The sequence below is a fragment of the Streptomyces lydicus genome, from assembly GCF_001729485.1.
In the GTDB taxonomy this organism is placed as follows: domain Bacteria; phylum Actinomycetota; class Actinomycetes; order Streptomycetales; family Streptomycetaceae; genus Streptomyces; species Streptomyces lydicus_D.
In genome coordinates this window covers 4,468,674-4,491,557 of record NZ_CP017157.1, presented here as the reverse complement: position 1 = coordinate 4,491,557, position 22,884 = coordinate 4,468,674, and the positions used below count along the sequence as shown (strand labels likewise).

At 70.9% G+C, this 22,884-nt stretch carries 17 protein-coding genes and 1 pseudogene; 7 read left to right on the top strand and 11 right to left on the bottom strand.

The features are described 5' to 3' along the window. Positions 1-59 precede the first annotated feature (59 nt). Both SL103_RS19455 and SL103_RS19450 read right to left on the bottom strand, forming a co-directional pair. Positions 60-1,535, bottom strand: a complete 1,476-nt coding sequence (locus SL103_RS19455) for an SAV_2336 N-terminal domain-related protein (RefSeq protein ID WP_069570250.1) — start codon at positions 1,533-1,535, stop codon at positions 60-62. After that, a complete protein-coding gene (locus SL103_RS19450; RefSeq protein WP_164492866.1) occupies positions 1,532-2,995 on the bottom strand; it encodes an effector-associated domain 2-containing protein in 1,464 nt (487 codons plus the stop codon). The genes SL103_RS19455 and SL103_RS19450 overlap by 4 nt, the downstream gene beginning before the upstream one ends. Before the next feature lie 190 nt (positions 2,996-3,185). On the opposite strand from SL103_RS19450, the gene SL103_RS19445 reads away from it, so the two are divergent. After that, a complete protein-coding gene (locus SL103_RS19445) occupies positions 3,186-3,614 on the top strand; it encodes a hypothetical protein (RefSeq protein ID WP_164492865.1) in 429 nt (142 codons plus the stop codon). 55 nt (positions 3,615-3,669) lie between these two features. Here SL103_RS19445 and SL103_RS19440 read toward each other — a convergent pair whose 3' ends face one another. Continuing rightward, a complete protein-coding gene (locus SL103_RS19440) occupies positions 3,670-8,715 on the bottom strand; it encodes a hypothetical protein (protein WP_164492864.1) in 5,046 nt (1,681 codons plus the stop codon). Between the two features lie 384 nt (positions 8,716-9,099). On the opposite strand from SL103_RS19440, the gene tgmA reads away from it, so the two are divergent. Both tgmA and tgmB read left to right on the top strand, forming a co-directional pair. After that, positions 9,100-9,291: a putative ATP-grasp-modified RiPP gene (gene tgmA / locus SL103_RS19435; protein WP_033267597.1), complete on the top strand. Its 192-nt coding sequence runs from the start codon at positions 9,100-9,102 to the stop codon at positions 9,289-9,291. A 6-nt stretch (positions 9,292-9,297) separates the two neighbouring features. Further along, positions 9,298-10,248: an ATP-grasp ribosomal peptide maturase gene (gene tgmB, locus SL103_RS19430; protein ID WP_069570246.1), complete on the top strand. Its 951-nt coding sequence runs from the start codon at positions 9,298-9,300 to the stop codon at positions 10,246-10,248. A 75-nt stretch (positions 10,249-10,323) separates the two neighbouring features. Here tgmB and SL103_RS19425 read toward each other — a convergent pair whose 3' ends face one another. From SL103_RS19425 to SL103_RS19415, 3 genes are all read right to left on the bottom strand, one after another. After that, entirely contained in the window at positions 10,324-11,850 is a 1,527-nt protein-coding gene (locus SL103_RS19425) for a SufS family cysteine desulfurase (protein WP_244303971.1), read from the bottom strand. Beyond that, positions 11,837-13,219 carry a family 2B encapsulin nanocompartment shell protein gene (locus SL103_RS19420; RefSeq protein WP_069570245.1) on the bottom strand — a complete coding sequence of 461 codons (1,383 nt, stop codon included), beginning with the start codon at positions 13,217-13,219 and terminating at the stop codon, positions 11,837-11,839. Before SL103_RS19420 ends, SL103_RS19425 begins: the two co-directional genes overlap by 14 nt. 369 nt (positions 13,220-13,588) lie before the next feature. Then, positions 13,589-14,215 carry a TetR/AcrR family transcriptional regulator gene (locus SL103_RS19415; protein ID WP_069570244.1) on the bottom strand — a complete coding sequence of 209 codons (627 nt, stop codon included), beginning with the start codon at positions 14,213-14,215 and terminating at the stop codon, positions 13,589-13,591. 157 nt (positions 14,216-14,372) lie between these two features. On the opposite strand from SL103_RS19415, the gene SL103_RS19410 reads away from it, so the two are divergent. Then, on the top strand, positions 14,373-15,278 hold the full coding sequence (locus SL103_RS19410; RefSeq protein ID WP_069573925.1) for an alpha/beta fold hydrolase: 906 nt from the start codon (positions 14,373-14,375) through the stop codon (positions 15,276-15,278). Between the two features lie 29 nt (positions 15,279-15,307). On the opposite strand, the gene SL103_RS19405 is transcribed toward SL103_RS19410, so the two are convergent. Next, positions 15,308-15,610, bottom strand: coding sequence for a hypothetical protein (locus tag SL103_RS19405; RefSeq protein ID WP_069570243.1), 303 nt, complete (start codon positions 15,608-15,610; stop codon positions 15,308-15,310). Between the two features lie 194 nt (positions 15,611-15,804). After that, entirely contained in the window at positions 15,805-16,422 is a 618-nt protein-coding gene (locus SL103_RS19400) for a CGNR zinc finger domain-containing protein (RefSeq protein ID WP_069570242.1), read from the bottom strand. A gap of 149 nt (positions 16,423-16,571) precedes the next feature. Between SL103_RS19400 and SL103_RS19395 the strand changes: the two genes are divergently transcribed. Further along, the gene (locus SL103_RS19395) at positions 16,572-17,276 is read left to right on the top strand and encodes a haloacid dehalogenase type II (RefSeq protein ID WP_069570241.1); all 705 of its coding nucleotides are present in this window, start codon (positions 16,572-16,574) and stop codon (positions 17,274-17,276) included. 54 nt (positions 17,277-17,330) lie between these two features. On the opposite strand, the gene SL103_RS19390 is transcribed toward SL103_RS19395, so the two are convergent. Beyond that, a complete protein-coding gene (locus SL103_RS19390; protein ID WP_069570240.1) occupies positions 17,331-18,065 on the bottom strand; it encodes a Clp protease N-terminal domain-containing protein in 735 nt (244 codons plus the stop codon). Positions 18,066-18,491: 426 nt separating this feature from the next. Here SL103_RS19390 and SL103_RS19385 point away from each other — a divergent pair, with 426 nt between their 5' ends. Continuing rightward, on the top strand, positions 18,492-20,129 hold the full coding sequence (locus SL103_RS19385) for an APC family permease (RefSeq protein WP_069570239.1): 1,638 nt from the start codon (positions 18,492-18,494) through the stop codon (positions 20,127-20,129). Positions 20,130-20,432: 303 nt separating this feature from the next. Here SL103_RS19385 and SL103_RS36325 read toward each other — a convergent pair. Next, positions 20,433-20,920, bottom strand: a pseudogene (locus tag SL103_RS36325) (hypothetical protein). Between the two features lie 357 nt (positions 20,921-21,277). Beyond that, complete coding sequence (locus tag SL103_RS19380; RefSeq protein ID WP_069570238.1) at positions 21,278-21,589, bottom strand: hypothetical protein; 312 nt, start codon at positions 21,587-21,589, stop codon at positions 21,278-21,280. Between the two features lie 900 nt (positions 21,590-22,489). On the opposite strand from SL103_RS19380, the gene SL103_RS19375 reads away from it, so the two are divergent. Further along, positions 22,490-22,795: a hypothetical protein gene (locus tag SL103_RS19375; protein ID WP_069570237.1), complete on the top strand. Its 306-nt coding sequence runs from the start codon at positions 22,490-22,492 to the stop codon at positions 22,793-22,795. Positions 22,796-22,884 lie beyond the last annotated feature (89 nt).

Below are 22,884 nucleotides of genomic sequence, written 5' to 3'. Positions count from 1 at the left end.
CCCGCACTTCCCGGGCAGGGCCGCCCCACCCCGTAGCCCGTCTCACCTGCGCAACGCGGCTACCGCGGCGACGCCAGGAACGCGTCGATCCGGGTACGCAGCACTTCCGCCGCCTCACGGTGCGGTGTGGAGGCACCGGAGAGCGCCGTCAGCACGGCGCACTCGACGCGGAGATAGGGCGGCGCCTCCCGGGTGATCTCGGGAAGCGGAGTCGCGGCGGGGTTCTTGACCCGCCGGCTGATACCGGCGACGGCCGGGACGTGCGGGCCCAGATACTGGTCCAGCAGCGCGACGACCCGCCGGGTCTTCACGGATTCGCCCAGCGACAGGAGCTTCTCGCGCACACCGGGCGTGAAGTCGAACACCACCTGGTCGTACGGGTCGCTGTGCTCCGCCGCGTTCTCCGCGGTGATCAGCAGCCCGCTGGTGAGGACCGCCGCCAGATCGCCGGGGCTCGCGGCGGGCAGCAGCTCGGCGGCGATGAGCTGCATGATGTGGCGGTTGAGCGGCGCCGCGGCCAGCAGGACGGCGAGGGTGAAGGCGTGGTCGGACGCCGCGGTGCGGAACTCACCGATCCGCTGCTCCGGCGTCAGTTCGGCGTCCGGGGCGGACCCGGGGGACGGCACCAGCCCGGTCGCCGCCGAGACCGGCGGGATCTCCAGCGCCTGCTGGTGCACCCACAGCCTGGACGTCATCAGCCGCACCCACTGGTCCAGCCACCGCTTGCGGATCTCCAGCACCGGAATCAGCAGCCGGTGCCCGTCCCGCTCCGGCACGCTGCTCCGCGCGGCCGACGGCGCGGTCTCCGGCGGCGCCACCTCCAGGTCCCCGTTGGGACACCCCGGGGTCAGCGCGCGCAGCTGATGGGGCCGGGCATGGACGCCGGACAGCTCCCAGTCGTGGTGGGGGAGCACATGCAGCATCGCCACCGTGTGGTGCTGGGCCCAGGCGCGCAGATCGCGCCAGATCAGCCCGCGCTTCCAGGCGGCGCCGACGGCATCGGTGAGGACGAAGACGGTCATCTGGCGATGCGGCGGCGCGGGCCGGCCCAGCCCCAGCTCCTCCACCGTCCTGCGGTCGAAGAGGTCCGCGTGGGACGTCGAGGACTGACTGCGCAGCTCCACGAGATGGACGTCGTTGAACAGCGGCAGCTCGCAGGCCGACGCGGCGAACGCGTTGACCGTCGGAGCCCAGGCGAACATCGACAGGCCGGTGTCGACCACCAGCACCAGCTCCCGCACCGGGGAGTCGGCGGCCGGCGGACAGACCGGGCCCGGCGCCGACGGTATGGCGTACGCGTCCGCCGCCGGCCGGCGGAAGTCCCGGCGCTCCGGCGGCAGTTGGCCGAGTCCGTGCAGTGCGCTGACCGAGGCTTCGGCGGCGGGCAGCGGCAGGGGCGAGGGCCAGCCGTCCGGCGCCGGTGCGAACACCGTCCGTTCGGCGGCGAGGTGTTCCAGCCCGCGGACCTGCGCCGGTGTGACCGGTGTGGCCGGGGCTGCGGTGATGAGCCAGGTGGCGGCCTCCAGGGTGCTCACGGTGCGGCGACCTCATCCGGGGCGACGAGCGGCCTGAGGACCGGCAGCTGACGGTCCGGGTCGTCCCACAGCAGCGTCACCTCGCGCAGCAGCTCCGCCTCGTCGCCCAACGGCCCCGGCGACAGGTGGATCTCCCCGATCCTGCTGGGCAGGTCCTTCAGCGGGCCGCGGTGAATGAGGTTCTGCACCGACTCGTGGAACGACTGCGAGCAGTTCTGGCGGTGCCACAGGATGGCCGGGGCCCCGGCACGGATGGCGTCCATCAGCTCCCTGCGGCCGTCCTCCACATCGGGAGGCGAGTTGAGGACCAGTGGTTCCCCCGACCGCCGGCCCGCCTCCCCGGCCTCGCGGCGGCCCGCGTACGGCGGAGCGGGCACGTCCTCACGCATCAGCTGCATCCAGCGTTCACGCCACGACGAATGGGAGTCGGGCGACCGCAGCCGGTCCAGACTGCGCACCAGCACCCGGCAGTCCCAGGCGGCCTCCTGTTCCCCCGCCGGCCGGCACCACTCCCACACCGGCTCGTTGACCAGCGCCAGCGGCAGCCAGAACTCGACCGTGAGGTCCGTACGCTGACCGTCGACCAGGGCGTGCCGCAATCGGCTGGCGACGGCCCGGGCGATCTCCGTCTCCCGCACCCGGGTGTCGTCGTCCCGCAAAGGGGGACCGTCGTAGGCGCCTCCCTCGTCGTGCCACACCCGCAGGACGTAGTAGTCGCTCGACAGGCCGTCCGGCATCAGCACGAACATCACCCGGCGGTCGGTGGCGTCCGGCAACTGGACCGACGTCGCGCGCTTCCGGCACTCCCGCAGCGACGACACCAGCCCGGACGCCTGCGCGTGCCGGAGCGTCCAACTGCGGATCTGCTCCCCGACGCCGTCGTCGACCGCGGCCGCCAGGTACTCCAGGAACGCCATGAACGGCGGCAGCCCGTTGGGCAGCGCATTGCGCCGCAGCAGATGGAGCAGGATGCTCCACGCATGGGTGCAGTGCACCGGCAGTGGCGAGGCCAGCGGCTGCAGGGACGCCTGCGCGATGACCTGCACGTCGTCGGACGGCACCTGGCTCAACAGACCTTCCAGGGCCAGTAGTTCGGACTCGGCGAGCCAGGTCCGCGCCGACCAGCGGTCGCACAGCTGCCGCAGCTCCCGTGTGGTGCGCGGATCGCCGGTCAGCGTCCCGACGGCGTCCGCCAGCGCGTCGGCGCCCTCGGCCAGCGCGGTGCACTCCGCCACCAGCTGGGAGAACTGGTCGAGGGAACGGGCCTGTGCGTCGGGCTCGCTCAGCGAATCGTCCAGCAACTGGGCCAGCATCCGGACCAGGGCCCGCCGCCCCGAATGGGAGGCAAGCCGCGGTGCGCCGGCCAGCACCTCCACCATCGCCCGCTGCAACGACACCGGTGCGGCGTCCCCGCTTCCTCTTCCGACGCCGTCCGGCCGCTCTGATTCAGCTGACGCCATGGCCATGCCCCCCCAAGGAACGGTCGAACAATCCGGCATCGGCGCCGGCTGCCTGACTCCCCAGCCATGACTGTCCACCAGTGGACACCGCCAGGCCAAGGAGAAAATGAGATGAGTTTGCGAGCTTGACAGCCGTCGCATCCAGCTGATTGCGCCCCCGGCACCACTCCGCGGCGGAGACAATGGGGCCATGGGGGACGCGAGTGCGTGGGCAGCATGGGTGGCGGCCGCGACGAGCCTGGCCACTTTGGTCGTGACGACGGTGGTCGGGGGCCGCCGCGAGCACCGCAAGTGGGCACGCGAGTCGCTCACCGACGCCTTCGTGGCGTTCCTGGAGGCGAGTTGGGCGCACTCCGACGTCGTCCGCGACGCCCCCGCCCGGCGGGCCGTCGACGGCGACGACGCCCAGGAGTGCTACGCGGAAATGCGCAGCCAGCTGACCCGGCTGCGGCTGCTCGCCTCCGAGGAAGTCCTGCGCGCCGGAGAGGATCTGCTGCGCGCCCAGCGCACCGCCCAGGAGGCCCGGCCGGGTGCCGCCCGGCAGGAGGCACTGCTCGCCGCGGCCCGGTGCCGCCGGCTGGTGGTGGCCGCGGCCAAACGGGAGATGGGCCTGCCCTGAGGCGCGTCCGCACCGTCCCGTCCGGCCCCCGGCACGCGGCCGGCGGGTGCTCCGTTCACCGCACATAGCGCCCCAGTCTCGTTTCCGTGCTGTCGCGGATGTGCGTCAGCACCGCCTGCGTCGATGCCGGCAGCTTCCCGGTCCTCAGCTCGTGCCCGGTCCACCGCGCGATGCTGTGGAAACAGGCTTCACCCATCCGGTCCCGGGGACCGGGCAGCCAGTGCGTGACGATGTTGCGGGCGGCTGCCGCCAGCACCGGGTCCCCGGGCGACAGTGCCGTCAACAGGTCCTGCCAGTGGCCCCAGTAACCCAGTCCCACCAGACGGGCCCGCTCCACACTGGGATGCAGCGCGTCGGTCTCGTGCGCCATCCGGTGCAGCGCCTGCTCCGCCGTATCGGCCTCCAGCATCAGGTCCTCCAGCAGCGCCAGCCGGCCGAGGTAGCCGATGGCGGTGGTGGCGTGCGCCGCCAGGGCCACCGGCACCAGGCCGTGCCGGCCGTGGGAGTGGGTGATGACGCTGCCGATGTTGTGCTGGTTGGTGGCGACCTCATGGACGAACGGCAGCGCCTCGTAGAGCCCCGCGCTGGCCGCCAGCATGACGAACTGGTGGGCGGCTATGCCCTCCGGACTCTTCGGCTGCAGGGACAACAGCTGCTGCCGCACCGTCGGGGCGAGCACCATCGGCTGGACGAACGGCGCGTCGAGCAGCACGTCGACGCTGCCCAGCAGCCCGGTCAGGGTGGGGGAGTCGATGCCCTGTTCATCGACGAACAGTGCCGTCTCCGCGCGCAGCGGCAGCATCCGGCGCCAGGTCGTGCACCACGGCCAGTGCACCGCCTGCTGCTCCAGCCCGTGCTCGATCAGCGCCTCCTGCACCCGCAGTGCCAGCCGCAGTCCCAGGTCGTGGTCGAGGGTTCCGGCCGCGGACACCAGACAGGCCACCGGGTCGACGAACTCCGCGGTGAGCGTGGCCAGTACGGGCTCCAGCAGCCGCTCCAGCACCACCTGGTCATCGGGCGACAGGCAGTGCACGAACGCCGCCACGATCGACAGCCGCTTCGCCGACGCCCGGGCACCGACCTCCGCCAGCAGCGGCGCCCCCAGGACCCGGCCGTCCGCCAGCAGCCGGTGCGCCCCGATCACCGCCAGGTGCTCGTTGGGCTGCGTCAGCAGCTCCTTCCAGCCGTCGGGGCCCGCGCCGAACATCTCCTGGTCGAGCAGCGCACCGGCCAGCACGTTCTGCGGCGAGCCCGCCTGTACGGTCCTGGCCGCCCGGTCGAGCATCTCCCGCCAGTCCGGGCACTCCGCGAGGCCGGCCCGGAAGCGGTACGCCAGCAGCGTCTCGATGTCCCCCTCGGCGGCCAGCCGCTTCAGCAGGAACAGCCGCTCCTCGTTGAGCCGCTCCGCCTCGGAGGTCGCCGCGGTGCTGCCCAGCTCGCGGTCGATCTCGGACAGCTGCCGGGCACACGCCTGGGCGTACCCGGCGCGCAGTGCCCGGTTGGGCAGCACCTCCAGCTGGGCGAGCGTCTCCCACGCCTGGGAGGTCACCTCCCAGGAAACCCCGGGCTGCTCCAGCCGGGACCACGCATGGCCCGCGAGGCTCGTCAGCCCGGTGGCCTGAATGCTGCGCAGCGCCCGTACGACGACGGAATCGCCGACGGTCACGTCCGGCGGCGGATCGAGCAGCCGGGACAGGACCTCCTGCAGGACGGCGGTCGCGTCCGGGACGAACCACCGGTGCATCATCACCAGGCCGTCCAGCGCCGCCTTCACCGCCTGCGGATCGCTGCGCTCGTCCAGCGTGATCTGCTGCAGGACGTCCATGGCGGACCGGGCGCCGTACTTGGCCAGCGCGTAGGCCGACCGCCGCCACGCCGGCCGGCCGCTCGCCTCCGAACGCAGCACCGCCTGCTGCGCCTCCAGGAACGCCTGCCGCACCTCGGGCACCGCGTCCTCGGGCGCCGCCTGCAGCAGCAGCGCGCCGTACCAGGGGTTCGCCTCCACCGCGGTGCGCAGGACGGCGGCCACGGTCTCCGCGTCCGCGTGCGGATCGGCGACGAGGAAGAGGGCCGCGTCGCGCCACCCGAATCTTCGGATGCGTTCGGTCACCGCCGGGACGTGGTCCTGGGCATCCTCCAGCAGGACGGACGCCGCGCACAGCGCCTGCACCAGCCGGTTGCAGAAGGTGATCCGGGAGGCGTCCTGCTGTACGGCGGTCGTCGAGAGCAGCGTGTCCAGGTCCTGTTCGGCGTTGTGCCGGGCCGGGTCCTGGATGACCTCGACGGCCTCCTCGCGGCTCAGCGACCCGGAGTCCCCGAGCTTGCTCACCAGTTTGTTGAGCATCTGCTTCTGCTGGGCCACCGGGATCGCGTGGTCACCCGACTTCAGCATGCGCTCCAGGTACTTGTGGACCAGGACTCCCGGGTTGGAGGGCACCTCACCGGCGTCCACGAAGTGCCTCACCAGCATCTTCAGGAACAGCGGACGGCCGGCGAGTTCGCGCAGTGCCTTCGCGGCCGGGTCCTTGAAGAGGAGCTCCTCCAGCCGGGCGAACTCCGCCTGCCAGTTGGCCGGGTGCTTCTTGCGCAGCTCGTCGGCGATGAAGGCGCGCGCGGGCTGCTCCCGTACCTTGTGCAGCACGACCGCCGGCCACCCGAAGACCTCGGGCTGGTAGTCCCCGCCGCGCTGGCACACCACGAGTCGCACCTGCGGATGCGTGACGTGCAGCTCCTTGAGCCACGCGGTGACATTCCTGCGGTGCCGCAGCTCGACCTTGTGCAGGTCGTCCACCGTCAGATGGATGGCCCCGATCTCCAGCAGGCGCTCCAGCCGGCTCTGTGACACCTCCTGCGGAAGCTCGATCAGACCGCGCAGCACCGTGGCGGGCGTCAGCTCGACGGCGGCGTGCAGGGCGATGCTCAGCTGCACGGCGCTGACGGACAGCGGGAGGCAGCACGGGGTACCGGCGGCGGCGTCGGGGTCGGCGTTCTTGGAGAACGCGTTCATGATGCGCATCTTGAGCTCGCGGACCACCACGCTCTTGCCCGATCCCGAGTCGGCGACCAGCACCGCGACGTCGTGCTGCGCCAGCAGGCGTAAGCAGCTCTTGGGCGCCGCGGAGGCCCCCTCGCCCTGCTGGACGTAGGGCTCGCCGGCCGCCAGCACCCGGCCCTCCAGGGGGATGTAGGTGAAGTCGCGGTAGTGCTGGGAGCTGTCGAACTCCTTGTCCCGGCAATGGCGTTGCAGCTCCTCGACCGCCGGCGCCAGCGGGCCGCTGAACAGCCGCTCGGTCGCCCGCCGCACCGGTGAGCCGGGCTGCCTGGGCCTTTCGACACCGGCGGCCACCAGCGCCGCCGTCAGCAGGTCGGCGGACGGCCAGCTCAGCTCGTCGGGGTTTCCCAGCAGCATCTCGCGGGCGGTCCGCGCCTGGTTGACGGTCCACTGGTCGAAGAAGTGGCGGTAGCCGGGGACGAGGCACTCCGCGGCCACTCCGGACGCCGCGGTGGACGCGCCGACCTGGTGCTCGGACTGCTCGTCGGTCGCCCACTTGAACGTGCGGCAGGCGGCCAGGGTCAGGTGCTGGAAGTAGTGCCGGGGCCAGTTCTCCTGGTCCTCGGCCGGCACGGTCTTCCAGATGCCCAGCCGCAGGGCCCACAGCAGCGCCAGACAGCGGCTCAGTACGGGCGCCTCCCCGGCGATCGAGTCCACGAGGAAGGCCGCGGCGGGCACCACCGCGTCGGCTCCCCACAGCGGGGTGACGACGGTGAGCAGCGCCAAGTACCGCTGCAGGCGCACCAGATCGGACCAGGAGAGGGCCGGGGCCACGCAGTCGCGGAGGACGCACACCTCCATCCAGGCGAGGTCGGCGAGCAGGTCCCCGTCCGGCTCGAAGGACGCGAAGTCGATCAGATAGGGGTTCTTCTCGCAGAACATGATGTTCCGCGGGTTGAGGTCGCCGTGCACGGACGCCCGCGTGCGCGCCTCGGCGGACGACGACAGGACACTGCGCAGCGCCTTCACCGGGTGCCCCACGGTCATCCCGTCGTACTGGAGCAGCCCTTCGGACTCGGAGAAGTCCCCTTTCGTGCGCAGGCGGGCGGCGAAGAGGTCCGACCAGCGCTGGGCGCGGGTGGACTGCACCGTCCCGTACACGTCGAGCGGACGCCTGCCGATCAGCGTGGCGACGTCCTTGCGCTCGGCGGCGCCACCGGTGAGTTCGACGTGCACCCGCAGGGAGTTGAACTCCCCGGAGACCATCGGGCCCGCCACCTCCGCCTTGTCCAGCATCAGGCGGACGGTGTCGCCCTTGACCAGGCTCCGCCCGTCGCCGGGCGGCGAGGTGGACGCCCGGAGGAGCTCGGTGGAGGTCACCGCGGGCCTGCGGAGGTCCTGGGCACCGGGGTTGCCGTCGACGAGCCGTACCGGGCCGAGCCCCGCGGCGTCGATCTCATCGGCCTTCAGCACCACATTGGGGCCGAGGCTCCAGTTCTCCTGCCGCAGGAGCTGTTCGGAGGCGGAGGCGGCGTTGCGGTAGAGCTTGTTCCGCAGCGTGCTCATCATCGAGGAAAGCGCCGCCACACCCTGCGCTGTGGCCTCTGGATTCGCAATGGCCTCGACAACCACGTCTTCCAGCGACCGGACGGTTCCCTCGGTGTTCTGGTCGCGGTCCCGTACGTGGGCGTAGACGACCACGTGCCGTTTGAAGTCCACCGCGTACTGTTTGTCGATCACCGATCGACTCACCGCGACGATGGGTACGTAAAGAGTGTCGTCGTGCTTTCTCGCCAAGGCGGTGAATGCGTCCCACTCCTGTACGGCCTCGGCATGACTCATGAGCTTTGCGACCTGGAGGAAACCGGCCGCCTTTTTCACGCCAACCTCGATCTCCAGGACTTCGGAACCACTGCGCCCGCCGGCGAGTCGCCGCAGGACCGTGACGGTGTGCACACCGGCAGGCCAGTAGCCCTTCGGTGCGGTTCCGTCGTCCGCCGGGGCGACCTCGCCGTCCAGTACGGCCACATCGCAAAGGGCGTCGATGAGGTATCCCCGGTCATCGTCGTCGATGCCGCATGTCGGCGCGAATTCAACCTGTGGAACCATGCGTGCTACCCCCCGAAACCACCCGCAGCCCTACCCACACCGGCGCTCGCTCTGCGTAGTGTTCATATAGCAGAGCGAGAGTGTAGCGATAAGTGCGCCCGCGTGTACTCCATCCATGGAAGGCGCCGGCGAGCTGTCCGAGCGCCCCTTCACGCCTCATCAGGAGAGGAATACGCCGCGTAACGCGGCTATCACGGGCAGGCGGTATACGTCGGTCTGGTAATTACGTTCTGATGGAAGTTCCGTCAAGTGGATCGCCGGAAACGAGCAAAGATGGCAACTATTGACCGAAGAGTTGCGTCATCTGTGCAGAGTCGTCCGGCGAACTACCCGTCCCTGACCGAGTCATGGGGGGCGGAACACGGGGTTTTTGAAGGAGAAGGTATGCGACCGTTTGCGTTGAGCTACGCCCGTCCGGCGGTGAAGTCGTCGGCCGCCACTCCCTACACCTACGACGCCACGCGGCAACTCAACGTCCTGCCCGACGGGCGCCCGGCCACCAGCAGCCGGGCGGTCCTGCTGGCGACCGGCACCACCGCCTCCACCGCCGGCTCCAAGACCCACTTCGACGACTGAACGTCGATGACCGTCCTGGTCCTTACCTGCGAGGAGGACTTGACAGCGGACATGGTCGTCTCGACCCTCCACGACCTCGGTGTCCCGCTCGTCCGCCTCGACCCCGCCGACCTGCCCGGGAGCATCGCCCTCTCCGCGGACTACGCAGGCGACGGTTTCCACGGCTACCTCAAGACGGGCGAACGCATGGTGAGTCTCGGCAGCCTGCGCTCGATATGGGTCCGCCGCCCCGGCACGCCGGGGACCCGTGTGGCGGAGCGCTCCACCTGGCTGACCGCGGAGGCCGAGCAGGCGCTGTACGGCATGCTCACCTCCACCCGGGCACGCTGGATGAACCACCCCGTCGCCGCCGCGCAGGCCCGCTACAAGCCCTGGCAGCTGCACATCGCCCAGCGGTCCGGGTTCACCGTGCCCGCCACCCTGATCACCACGTTCCCCGCCGTCGCCCGCCAGTTCGCCGCCACCCACCGCGACCTGGTGGTGAAGTCGGTGTCCGGGAAGCACCCCGGCGACCCCCCGATGGTGCTGCCCACCACCCGGATCAGTCCCGACGCGGACTTCAGCGCGGTGGCGGCCGGTCCGACGCTGCTCCAGCAGCACGTCAGCAAGCAGGCCGACATCCGGCTGACCTGCGTCGACGGTCACCTCTTCGCCGCCCGCAAGGAAGCCGACCCGGACGAGGTGGACAGCCGCTTCACGGAGAACAGCACATGGAAGCCGGCCGAGGTGCCCGACCAGGTACGGCGGTCGGTGGCGGCCTACATGACCACCGCTCAGCTCGCGTACGGTGCCTTCGACTTCGCCGAGGACCAGAGCGGAACCTGGTGGTTCCTCGAATGCAACCAGGGCGGCCAGTTCGGTTTCATCCAGCTCGACACCGACCAGCCGATCACCCAGGCCATCGCCGCCTGGCTGGCGGCGGACCCCCTCACCTGCCATTCCTGGCCGGCCGTCTGACGCCCCGTACGGCACGGCGGCGCCGTCGCCGGCCGGAAACCGGTCGGCGACGGCGGACACCGGGGCGGGACCCGGTCAGCCGGCCTGCTGCAACTGCTGCAGCGAGGCCACCAGTTTGTCCACCTCCTCGGGCGTGTTGTAGAGCGCCAGCGAGGCACGCGCCGCGCTGGTGAGCCCGTAGTGGGCCAGCGCCGGCTGGGCACAGTGGTGACCGGCGCGCACGGCGATGCCGTCCCGGTCCAGCCACTCGGCGACGCCGGCCGGGTCGTGACCGGCGAGGGTGAAGGTCAGGACGCCGATGCGGTCGGGCGCGGAACCCAGCAGTTCGAGTCCCGGCACCGTGGACAGGGCCTGTTGGGCGTGCGCCATCAGCGCGGTCTCGTAGGCGGTGACGGCGTCCCGGTCGAAGGAGGTCAGCCAGTTCAGCGCGGCCAGCAGACCGACCACGCCGGAGATGTGCCCGGTCCCGGCCTCCAGGAGGTGGGGGACGGGGGCGTAGGTGGTACGGGTGAAGTCGACGGACTCGATCATGTTGCCGCCGCCCTGCCACGGAGCCATGCCCCGCAGCACCTCCGGCTTGGCGTACAGGGCGCCGATCCCGGTTGGGGCGAACAGCTTGTGGCCGGAGAACACATAGAAGTCGGCATCGAGGTCCTGCACGTCGACGGGGAAGTGCGCGACCGCCTGCGCCCCGTCCACCAGCACCTTCGCGCCGTAGCGGTGCGCCAGCGCGGTCATCTCGCGCACCGGCGGCACGGTGCCGAGCACATTCGACGCATGGCTGAGTGCGACGAGCTGGGTGCGCATGGAGAGCAGATCGGCGTACGCGTCGAGGTCGATCCGTCCGTCCGGCCGCAGCGGTACGGGGACCACCCGGGCCCGGGTCTCCTTGGCGACCAGTTGCCAGGGCACGATGTTGGAGTGGTGCTCCAGCACCGGAACCAGGATGTCGTCGCCGGGGCCGAGGTTGGCCCGCCCCCAGCTCTGGGCGACGAGGTTGATCGCCTCGGTGGTGCCGCGTACGAAGACGATGTCGTCGGGCGAGGCCGCGCCGAGGAACCGGGCCACCGCCGCCCGGCCCTCCTCGAACGCCTCGGTGGCCTCCCGGGCCATCGTGTGCGCACCGCGGTGGATGTTGGAGTTGGCGGACCCGTAGAAGCCGGCCAGCGCCTCGATCACCTGGCGCGGCTTCTGTGTGGTGGCCCCGTTGTCCAGCCAGACCAGCGGGTGCCCGTTCACCAGCCGGTGCAGGATGGGGATGTCCCGGCGTGCCAACTCGGGCGAGAAGCCGGCCGGTTGGCCGGGCAGCGAGGACGCCGGGCCGACGAGGCTCTCGGCTCCGGCGGCTCCGCCGGTGAGTCCGGCGGGATCGGCGGTTCCGGCGGGTGCGCCGAGCCCGGCGGGGGCGGCGGTTCCGGCGGGGCCGGCCGTGCCGGTGGGTGCGGCGGCGGGGCCGGTGAGACCGGAGGACTGTGGGTACGGGGGCGGGGACTGGAGCTGCTGCACACCCGGCAGCGGCGGTACACCCTGCACCGGGGGCTGCTGCGGGGGCGGGTCCGGAACCGGGCCGCCCGGCCCCCTCGTCACCTCAGCTGTAGTCATGGTAGTTGGCGACCTCGACGTTCTGGAGCACGGCGAGCGCGTCCTCGACCAGCACCGCGGCGTTGAAGTACGCCGTCATCAGGTACGACGTGATGCCCTTCCGGTCGACGCCCATGTTCCGCATCGACAGGCCGGGTTCGACCTCGTCGTCGATCTTCGCGGGGCGCAGACCCACCACGCCCTGCTCCGCCTCGCCCACCCGCATCAGCAGGATCTCGGTGGTGCCGATGCCGGCACCACCGGAGAACCGCACCTTGTCGGAGGGCAGCAGCGGTACGCCGCGCCAGGTCAGCAGGGGACTGCCGAACCGGGTGTCGATGACCGGGGGCACACCCCGGCGGGTACATTCCCGGGCGAACGCGGCGATCGCCCGGGGGTGTGCGAGGAAGTAGCCCGGCTGCTTCCAGACCCGGGTGAGCAGCTCGTCCAGGTCGTCGGGGGTCGGCGAGCCGGTGCGCGCCTGCACCCGCTGCCCGGGCGCCACGTTGTGGAAGAGCCCGAATTCCGGGTGGTTGAGCAGCGAGGCTTCCTGCCGCTCGCGCAGGGCGTGGGCGGTGAGGTTGGACTGGGCCCGGATCTGGTCGATGGGCCCGTTGTAGAGGTCGGAGACCCTGGTGTGCACCCGCAGCACGGTCTGGGCGAGCGTCATGTGGTACTCGCGAGGGGTGTCCTCGTAGTCGACGAACGTCCCCGGGAGGTCGGGTTCACCGACGTGCCCGGAGCTGAGGTCGACCGGGACCTCGGCGCCCGGCAGGACCCCGTCCGCGGCGAGGTACGCGTCCACCGCTCCGCGCAGCGCCGTGTCCCGGTCGCACAGCCCGGCCAGCGCGCTGCGTTCCAGGCACAGCGCCACGCCGGGGGTGAGCGCCCGGACGCGGTACGGCATCTCCTCGGAGCGGGTCCAGGCGTCGAGGTCGAAGAACTGGCCGTCGCCGATGACTTCGAGCACGGCGTCCTCGCCGTAGCGGCCGTTGATCCGCTTCTCGGCGCGGCCCTGGGCGATCACCCAGAGCCGATCGTGGGCGTCGCCGTCCTGGGCCAGCAGCTGCCCGGCCTCGAACGTCACTTCCGTGAAGGCTCCGGCCAGTTCGGCCAGCAGGTCGTCGTCGGCCTCCCGGAGGTAGGGCAGTTCCCGAAGGTCGCCCGGGATGATGCGCGGTGAGCCGCCGTCCGTGTGGGTGCTGATGCGGTCGTCACCGAGGACGTAGGTGCGACGCCGGTTGACGCGGAACACACCGGCCTCCACGTCCACCCACGGCAGGGCGCGCAGCAGATAGCGCGGAGTGATGCCGCGCATCTGCGGGCTGGTCTTGGTCGTGGTCGCGAGCTGCCGTGCCGCGTCCGGGCCGAGGCTCATCCGTTCGTTCATGGGACCTCCCTGCAAACAGGCGTGCCGACCGGCCGGCGCACGGCCGATCGGCACGCGGGAACGCACCGATCGTCCGGTTGTCACCAGCTGCCCGCAACAGGCCGTTTGTCGGTGTCCGGCCTGAATTGTTCGGCGCACTGAATGGCCGGTCCCGCACGGGCGTGCGACTACGCGTCGTCATGTCGACATCACCACAAGGGGAATTAGCGGAAGCGGGAATTCCGAGGCGGCCGACGGTCGCACTCGACATCCCTGACCCTCGTGTACACGACTTGAATTCCCCTCATAACGCCACTTTGCGTTTCCTCAAGGATGGCTTATGGCGAGGAAATATGACGAGGCGTCAGTTCCGTTGCCGGCGCGATGAGTTCAGTGGGTCGCTGTGCCCGCCCCGTCCTCGGGGAAGAGGCGGTCCAGGTGGAGGCGTAGCACCGCGAGGGCCGAATCCGGGGTGCGCTGCCCGACCAGGACGCTGGTCCCGAGTCCGGCGGACATCGCCAGCAGGCCGACCGCCTCCCCGCGCGCGTCCATACCGGGTGCGGTGAGTCGCGCCTCCTGCGCCTGCTGGAGCAGGCGGGTCACGGCGTCCTCGGCGGCGTCGGGGGCGTCGATGAACGGCTGGGCGGCGAGCGCCTCGTCCGTCACGGCGAGTACCGCGTACGAGGTGTAGACGAGGTGGAAGGTCCGGCTCTCCTCATCGGTCGGCAGCGACTCCTTCAGGAGGGCCTCGATGGTGGCGCGCGGCCCGGGGCTGTCGCCGGCGGCCCGCAGTCGTTCCGCGACCCGGGCGCCGAGCCGGGCGGCCAACTGCTGGAGCCCGTACAGGAGCAGCTTCTCCTTGGTCTCGAAGTAGTACTGCACCAGCCTGAGGGAAACGCCCGCTTCCGCGGCCACCTCGCGCATTCCGACGGCGTGCAGTCCGCGTCGCCCGGCGACCCGGACGAGCGCCTCGGCGATCTGGGTGCGCCGTTCCTCGTGGTCCACGCGCTTCGGCATCGGTGGTGCTCCTTCGCCCTTCTCGCCGGCGTCCGCTCTCTCCTGCCGGGCCGTACGGGCCCGCCAAGACCCCTTGATGGTACAGCCGTACCACCATGATGGTACGGTCGTATCACGAAAACGGATCTCCCGGAGGTGCTTCGCCGTGCCCAAGTCCATGACCCGTGACCGCACCCCGGCCGACGTCGGCCGCTATGTGAACGACGCCCTGCGCGACCGCTACTTCGCCGCCTGCCGGGCGGTCTTCGACCTGGCCGGAGCCGCGTTCACGGAGACGGAGGTGGAAACCGGCTTCGGGACCACGCACGTCTACCGGTACGCCCCCGCGGACCCCGCCGCGGCGTCCCGCACGCCGGTGGTCCTGATGCACGGCGCCGGCGGCAACGCGGCCCAGTGGTACCCGAACGTCGCCGCGCTCAGCGCGGAGCGCCCCGTCTACGCGATCGACACCCTCGGCGACCCGGGGCGCAGCGTGCAGCGCGCCCCCATCCACCGGCCCGAAGACGCCGCCCGATGGCTGGACGAGACGCTCGCCGGCCTCGGCCTGGACCGCGTCCACCTCATCGGGTCCTCCTACGGAGGCTGGCTCACCCTCAACCAGGCGCACCGCGCACCCGGCAGGCTGGCCTCGGTCACCTTGCTCGACCCGGGCGGCCTGGAGAAGGTGGGAGCCCGGTTCTTCGCCTGGATCTTCCTCAGCGCCCTGGCGACCGCCGCGCCGAAGGCGATGCGGCGACGCCTGGCGGCCTGGCTGGAACAGCCGGTCCTGATCGTGCCGGAACTGCGCTCGATGGTGATGCTGGGCGTCCGTGCGTACCGCATCCGCCGTCCGGTCCCGGTCCCGCTGACCGACGACGAACTGCGGACCGTCCGCACCCCCATGTATCTGGTGCTCGGCGCCCGGAGCCTGCTGGTGCACCCGCGGCGACAGCTGGAGCGGGTGCCCCGCCTGGTGGCCGGCGCCCGCGCCGAGATCATCTCCAGCACGGGCCACGGGCCGCAGATCGACCACGCCGAGAAGGTCAACGAACGGATGCTGCGGTTCATGGACGCCGTTGACTGACGTGCGTCACTTCCCGCCGGGCGGGCCGGTCAGACGAGCCCCGTCTGCGACTTGCTGAAGAGCACGCCCTTCGAGTAGAAGAACACCGCGCTGCTGGTGCCGTCGGCGCCGTAGCAGGTCCAGGTGACGGGGTAGCCGTCCCCGGGTTCGGACTCGTCCTCCTGCTGGCACGTGCTGGCGTAGCGGAACAGGGTCTGCTGGCTGCTGCCGGCCTTGATCTGGTCGTATTCGGCGAGGGTCAGGGGGTCGTTGGCGGCCGCGCTGCTCTCGTAGGCGACCGCGGCCGCGAGCAGGCAGAGGCTGCAGATGCCGGCTATTGCGCTCTTCTTCACGGGTGGGCTGTCCTTTGCGGGTACGGACCGCGGGTGTGGTCCGCACACGTGGTGCACGACGGGCAGGAACGGCCGACAACCGGCCGGGACGGCAGTCTATTTGGTGTGGACCCGTCATGCGGCGGCAGCGCGGGCGGGTCCCGTGGCGTGACGGCGCCGGGCCTCTCGTGCCACCGAGGGGCCCTTCGGCGGGCCTACTCGGCGTCGTCGCGCGAGCCGCGCGGCGCCGCGCGGCGGGCGCGGTGATGCGCGACGTTGATGCGGTTGCCGCACAGGCCGGGCATGCAGTAGCGGCGGCGACCGGGCCGGGTGGTGTCGATGAACACGCCCTTGCAGGTGGGTGCGCCGCACGCGCGGAATCGCTGCTCGCCGAGGGTGTGTACGGCCCCGAGGATGCCGATGCCGCAGATCAACGAGAGGGCGTCGGCGACGGTTGCTCCGTCGCGGAGCGGGACGGCCCAGCGCGTGCGGTTCCCGTGTGCGGGATCGGGAATCAGGGTGGCCCCGCCGGCCGGCGAGGTGAGCGTGGCGGCGCCGGCGACGAGGTGGTCGCGGTCGGGGCGATCGATCAGGTCGCGCACAGTCCCCCGGAGTGCGTGGACCGCATGGAGGTCGGCTGTGCGTCCGCGGCGGGCCAGTGCGGACAGCGCGCCGGGCACGTCGTCGTTTCCGGACCGGCCGCCGTGCAGGTCGGTGAACGCGACGAGGGCGGCCAGGTCGGGCAGGTGGTCCTCGCCGCGCCAGACCTCGGCGCTGGTGTTGACCAGCTCGGTCGCGACCCCCGCCGCCCAGACGTAATCGGCCAATGCCACTTGCACCTGTTACGGCCCTCCCGCTAGTTTCGGCTAACGGCCACTTTAACCCTTACATGTGCCGCATCGGTGGGCGCTGTGCCGGTCAGCCGGGCGAGAAGTGGCGCATGCCGCCCCCCATCAACTGCCTCGTCCAGGAGACCGCTCCCATGTCAGAGTCAGAGATCGACGCCGTCGTGTTCGATGTGCTCGGCACGCTCGTCGACGAACCCGCCGGTGTCCGCGCCGGCATCCGTGCTCTCGACCCGTCGCTCGACGCCGCCGGGGTCGAGCGGCTGCTGTCCCTGTGGCAGCGGCACATCGACGGCGAGCAGCGGCGCATCCTCGACGGCGCCCGGCCTTACCTCGCCAGTGACGCCCTTGACCGGGAAGCCGCCCGGCTCGTCGCCGACGCCGCCGGGGTCGACGACCCGACCGCCGTGGCGGCGCTGGCCGTGTCGGGCCGAAGGCTCCCGCCGTGGCCCGACACCGCGGCAGGGCTCGCCCGGCTCGCCGCACGGTTCCCGCTGATCGGGCTCTCCAACGCGAGCCGGACGGCGCTGCTGGAACTCAACGCCCACGCCGGACTGCGCTGGCATCAGGCGCTGTCCGCCGAGGACGCCCGGAGCTACAAGCCGGACCCGGCGGTCTACCGGCTGGCCGTCACCGTCTCCGGGCGACCGCCGGAGCGCCTGCTGATGGTCGCCGCCCACGCCTGGGACCTGCGCGCGGCCCAGGGCCTCGGCCTGCGCGCCGCCTATGTGTCCCGCCCCGTCGGCGACCCGCCCGCTTCCTCGGACCGGTTCGACCTGTACGCCGACGACCTGGCGGACCTGGCCGACCAACTCGACCGGACCGACGGGCTGTCCGGCTGATCACGGGTCGCACGACCGGGTCACGCCCCGGTCGTGCGACGCGTCGGGCACTGCCTAGCCCTGCTGCTCCGTGCGGATCTGCTCCAGGGCGGCCGCGACGTGCGCCTCGACGGCGGCCTTGTCGATGCCGGCGTCGGTGAGCAGGCCCGCGCCGTTCTCGTGCTCCAGCAGGGCCAGCAGGATGTGCTCGGTCCCGATGTAGTTGTGTCCCAGGCGCAGGGCTTCGCGGAACGTGAGCTCCAGGGACTTCTTGGCGTCCGCGTCGAACGGGACGAGGGCGGGTGTCTCCTCCGCGGGCGCGGGCAGCAGCGCGGTCGCCGCCTCGCGGAGGGCGTCGAAGGTGACGTCCTGGGCGAGGATCGCCTTCGCCGCGAGGCCCTCGGGCTCGGACAGCAGGCCGAGCACGAGGTGCGCGGTCCCGATCTCGTCGTTCCTCGCCGTGTGGGCCTCCTTCTGCGCGGTGATCACGACGTTCCTCGCGCGCGGCGTGTACCGGCTGAAACCCTGGCTGGGATCGAGATCGGACTCGCCGGACGCCTTGGGTACGAACCGCTTCTGCGCGGCCTGGCGGGTGACGCCCATGCTCTTGCCGATGTCCGTCCAGCTGGCGCCGGAGCGGCGCGCCTGGTCGACGAAGTGACCGATCAGGTGGTCGGCGACGTCTCCCAGGTGGTCCGCGGCGAGCACTGCGTCGGTGAGCTGCTCAAGGGCGTCGGTGTGGACCTTCTTGATGGCCTCGATCAGGTCGTCGAGGCGGATGGGCACGGTGGTGCCGGTTGGCTTCGTCATGTGACAACCGTAGGTTGACAGTGAGAGGGTGTCAACCGCTGGTTGACACTGGATCCCTCCTGGGTCCTTCCCGGCCGGCGCCCGGCCGACATCCGGCCGGCGGTCAAGTCGTCGTGCCCGCTACCGCCGGGCCGGCTTCACGTCGCCGAGCAATAGGGAATGGCGCCGAAAGCTCAAATTTTCATCAAGTTGAATTTCTGTTGATAAGGTGCGGACGGGTAGTTGAATCGTCACCGCCTGCCACCTGATCCAGGTCTGCGGGTCCTGCGCAAGCCATGCCCCGCCAAATGTCCACAATGGCTAGCCCTTAATTAGGTAAGGAATTCCGCGGAATATAACTATTCAGTCAACGGCTCTGTGCAGGGCTCCGAATGCTCCCTACTCTGAGGCAACTTTTCGGCCAGTCCTGTTCTTGAAAGGCCAGCTATGGCAAGCGTTGACCAGATCGCGCCGCTGAAGGCACCCGCACCAGGCTCACTCCGCAGGGACGTAGGACTGATCGGACTGATGTGGGCCTCCGTTGGCTCCATCATCGGATCGGGCTGGCTCTACGGAGCCCAGAAGGCCGTGGTCGTGGCGGGGCCGGCCGCGATTATCTCCTGGAGCATCGGCGCCGTCGCGATCGTCCTCCTGGCCCTCGTGCACGCCGAACTCGGCGGCCTCTTCCCGGTGGCCGGCGGCACCGCGCGCTACCCGCACTACGCCTTCGGCGGCCTGGCCGGCATGTCCTTCGGCTGGTTCTCCTGGCTCCAGGCCGCGACCGTGGCCCCGATCGAGGTCGAGGCCATGATCGGCTACGCCGGCCACTGGTCCTGGGCCCAGGGACTCCAGAACACCAACGGCACCCTCACGACCAGCGGCTTCATCGTCGCCGTCGTCCTGATGGCGATCTTCGTCGCGGTGAACTTCCTCGGTGTGAAGATCCTGGCGCACACCAACAGTGCGGCCACCTGGTGGAAGATCGCCGTACCCCTCGGGGCGATCTTCGTCATCGCGGCCACCAACTTCCACCCGCACAACTTCACTTCCCACGGCTTCGCGCCGTTCGGCGCCAAGGGCGTCCTCAGCGCCATCAGCACCAGCGGCATCATCTTCGCGCTGCTCGGCTTCGAGCAGGCCATCCAGCTCGCGGGGGAGAGCCGCAACCCCAAGCGTGACCTGCCCCGCGCCACCATCGGCTCCGTCGTGATCGGCGCGGTCATCTACACCCTCCTGCAGGTCGTCTACATCGGCGCGCTGCCGCTGGCCTCCTTCGCACACGGCTGGGCCAAGCTCAACTACGCGGGCATCAGCGGCCCCTGGGCCGGCCTGGCCACCGTGATCGGCCTGGGCTGGCTGGGCTGGGTCCTGTACGCCGACGCGATCGTGTCCCCCGGCGGCACCGGCCTCATCTACACGACCTCGACCTCGCGCATCTCCTACGGCCTGAGCAAGAACGGCTACGCCCCCCGGCTCTTCGAGCGGACGGACGGCCGCGGCGTGCCGTGGTTCGGCCTGATCATCTCGTTCGTGACCGGCGTGATCTGCTTCCTGCCCTTCCCCAGCTGGCAGGAGCTGGTCTCCTTCATCACCTCGGCCAGCGTCCTGATGTACGCCGGTGCCCCGCTGGCGTTCGGCGTCTTCCGCGACCGCCTGCCGAACCACGAACGGCCCTACCGCCTCCCCGGCGGCAACATCATCTCGCCGCTGTCCTTCGTCGTCGCGAGCCTGATCATCTACTGGGCCGGCTGGGAGACCCTCCAGCGGCTCGGCTGGGCCATCGTGATCGGCTACGTGCTGCTCGGCAGCTACGCCTGGTACGCCACGAAGAAGCAGCTGCCCAACGCCCCCCGGCTGGACTGGAAGGCCGCCCAGTGGCTGCCGGTCTACCTGATCGGCATGGGCCTCATCGCCTGGCAGGGCGGCTTCGGCGGCCAGGGCCACATCCCGCTGTGGTGGGACATGGCCATCATCACGGTGTTCTCCGTGGGCATCTACTACTGGGCCCGCGCCAGCGCCGTCGGCACCGCGGAGATCGAGCAGAACATCGAGGAGGTCGCGGTCGTGGACGAGGGCGGTCACTGACCGGTCACCGCACGATCTGACGCACACCGAACAAGCCGACGGGTCCGGCCGGGAAATTCCGGCCGGACCCCTCGGCTTTTTTCGTTCCCGGGCGGACACGGAATTCCGGACCGTTGACTGCGGGCCGCTGTTCCGCATACGGGCCGGGTCCGCATTTCCGCATTGCCGGGCGGCGGGGGAGTGGCCGAGGAGCGCGATGTCCCCTTCTGCGCAACGCACTTGGAGGTAACCGCCCGGAGTTACGTCGGCCGGACATACCTCACCGGCTCCCGCCTCACGAGGCATCGCCCCCTTGTACCGGCGTCACTTGTAGGTGATGTCCCAGTGACTGCTTTCCCGGGCGTAAATGTTGCCCGCGGAGGATTGGTACATGGGTGCGCCGTCGCCGCGCCGGCCGATGTACCGGAAGGCGTGCTTGATGTAGTTCGTGATGCAGCCGGTCGGACTGATGTCGACCTTGTAGCCGTTCCAGTGGCTGTACCGGCCGGGCGCGTGACCGGTCTCGGTGCCGCCGGTGACGGTGACCGCGCAGTGGCTCGCCCGCTTGAAGGTGACGATCCCGTTGACCGTCCCGGAATTGATGCGGCTGAAGGAGGTACAGCGTCCGTTGTTGCGGTCCGAGCAGTGGCCGCTGGACGTCCAGCTGATACCGGCCGCCCGCAGCCTGCCGGCGGCTTGAGCGTGCGTCAGCTTGGTACCGCGGGCTCGGCGGCGACGAGCGGCGCGACCACCGCGAGGGCGGTCAGCGCGGCGGCCGCGAGGCCGCTCCGGGCGGGCAGACGTGGCGACATCCTCGGGTTCCCTTCGTCGGGACAGCAGTGACGGCGGTGCGGGTCGGCTCGGGCGGCTGCGCCTCGGCCCGACGGCACTACCGCCGGACCGGGTGGCCCCCGTGCCGCCGCCCTCACCGCACCGAGCATGTCGCCCCGGCCGCCGCCCGAAACCCGTCCGCCGCCCGGGAAGGGACCGGGTGGGACGTCGTAGGCCCTGAGCTGCTGGGACGACCGGAGCGGTGCGGCGTGCCGGGGACGTACGACACGCCACCGCCGCGAGGGCGCGCACCCGGACACGCCGCATGGGTGCGGCGACAGTCGTGTCGCCGCACCCATGAGTGGAGGCCGGGCCGCTGCCCGGGACCGGTTTCCGCGCTAGCGCATCAGGGCGCCGCCGCCGGTGTGCACGCCGCCGACGGGACGGTGGTGGTCATACCTGTGGTGGTGGTGCCGGCACCCGTAGAAGCGGTGGTGGCAGTGACGGTGGTGCCTGCACTCGCGGTGGCGCGACCACCCGTGGCCGTCACCGTCGCCTCTCCCGTAACCATCGCGGTCGTGGCCGGTCGACGAGGAGCTGACGTCGGCGGCACGGAGCTCGGCCACGGACGAGGCGGACGCCGTGGGGGCGGCGACCGCGAGAAGCGCGGTCATGGCCGCGGAGGCAAAGAGCGTACGGGCAGTGCGCACGGCAGATGTTCCTTTCAACTACTGCGAAGGCGACACAGCGTCGGCCTTCTGTATCGCAGAAGCGATATGCCTCACAGTCGGCCGTCGCGCCCTGAAGCACCACTCGGGAGCGCCGCTCGGGAACGCGGAAATGCGCTCTCCGGGTGGTCTCGGCGCGAAATTGACTCTGTGGGACGAACGGAGCGCTGCGCCCGGGTTTCGGCCGCAATCGGAACGCCACTTTTTTGACGCATCCCGCGCCGCGCGGTCCTGCGTCACCACGACCGCGGCGCGCCCACGGCACGGCGCAGGACACCTCACCCTTCGCCCGTCGGGCCTTTTCTGACGCCGGGAAACCCTGTCCGGGGCAGTGGGGGAGCGACTGCCGGGCCCGGCCTCGGCGTCCCCTGCCGCGGGCCGCCCGCCGGCCTCCGCCACCGTGTCGTCCCCGCCTCCGGCGACGCGCGCACCTGCCCTCGCCGTCGCTCCACCCGCGTCCGGAAAACGGCCCCTATTGCGCAATGCAATTGCCCCACGCTATCGCCCGGCGGCGTGAGTTACTTCACAGTAGGCATTGGCGGATGGCGACTTTGAAGGGCCGGCGGGGTGGCCGTCCGGCTCGAAGTGGCCCATCGGCAGGCGTAAATACGCACGTTGGCGAGTGGGAACGCAAGGAAGGGGTAGGAGGGCGGCCCGGGTTACGCGGTTCATTGCTTCCGCAGGCGGACCGGGACGGTATTGGCAGGAAGCTGTCCGATGTTTCTGTTCTCCTTCCCGGGCATCTGGTTACACTCACCCCCCATGCGAACCGCTACCCCCCACAGCATTCGCCCCGGTAAGACGCGCAACAGTCCCGTATTTGTCGACACTTCAGGCAGGCGTCGACGCTTCCTGGGACGCGCGGCGTTGACCGTAGGGTGCATGTGCACCGGATATCTCGTCCTCCTCGTCGTCGTGTTCGGCGGCCTCCTGCAACCGGCCCCCCAACCGGCACCGGGACAGGCCGACCCGCTCCCGGACCCCGCCGGGCACCACGCACCCACCGGACCGGGCGACCCCCACCGCCCCGTGCCCTCCGAGGAGCCGTCCGGCGCCGCCGGCTCGGCCGTGCCCGCAGGCCGGCACTCCTCCCGGGCCCCCGTCCCCGCCGGCACCGACCCCGGCCACAGCGCACCCGCCCACAGAGCCCCTGCCGACGCCGGCCCCGCCGACGCCCCCGCCCCGTGAGACCCGCTGACGGACCGATGAGCTCCGCCCTCCGGGCGTAGGAGCTCCGCGGTACCGCCCGCGGCGTTGTCCGCCCGCGCTCGACGCCA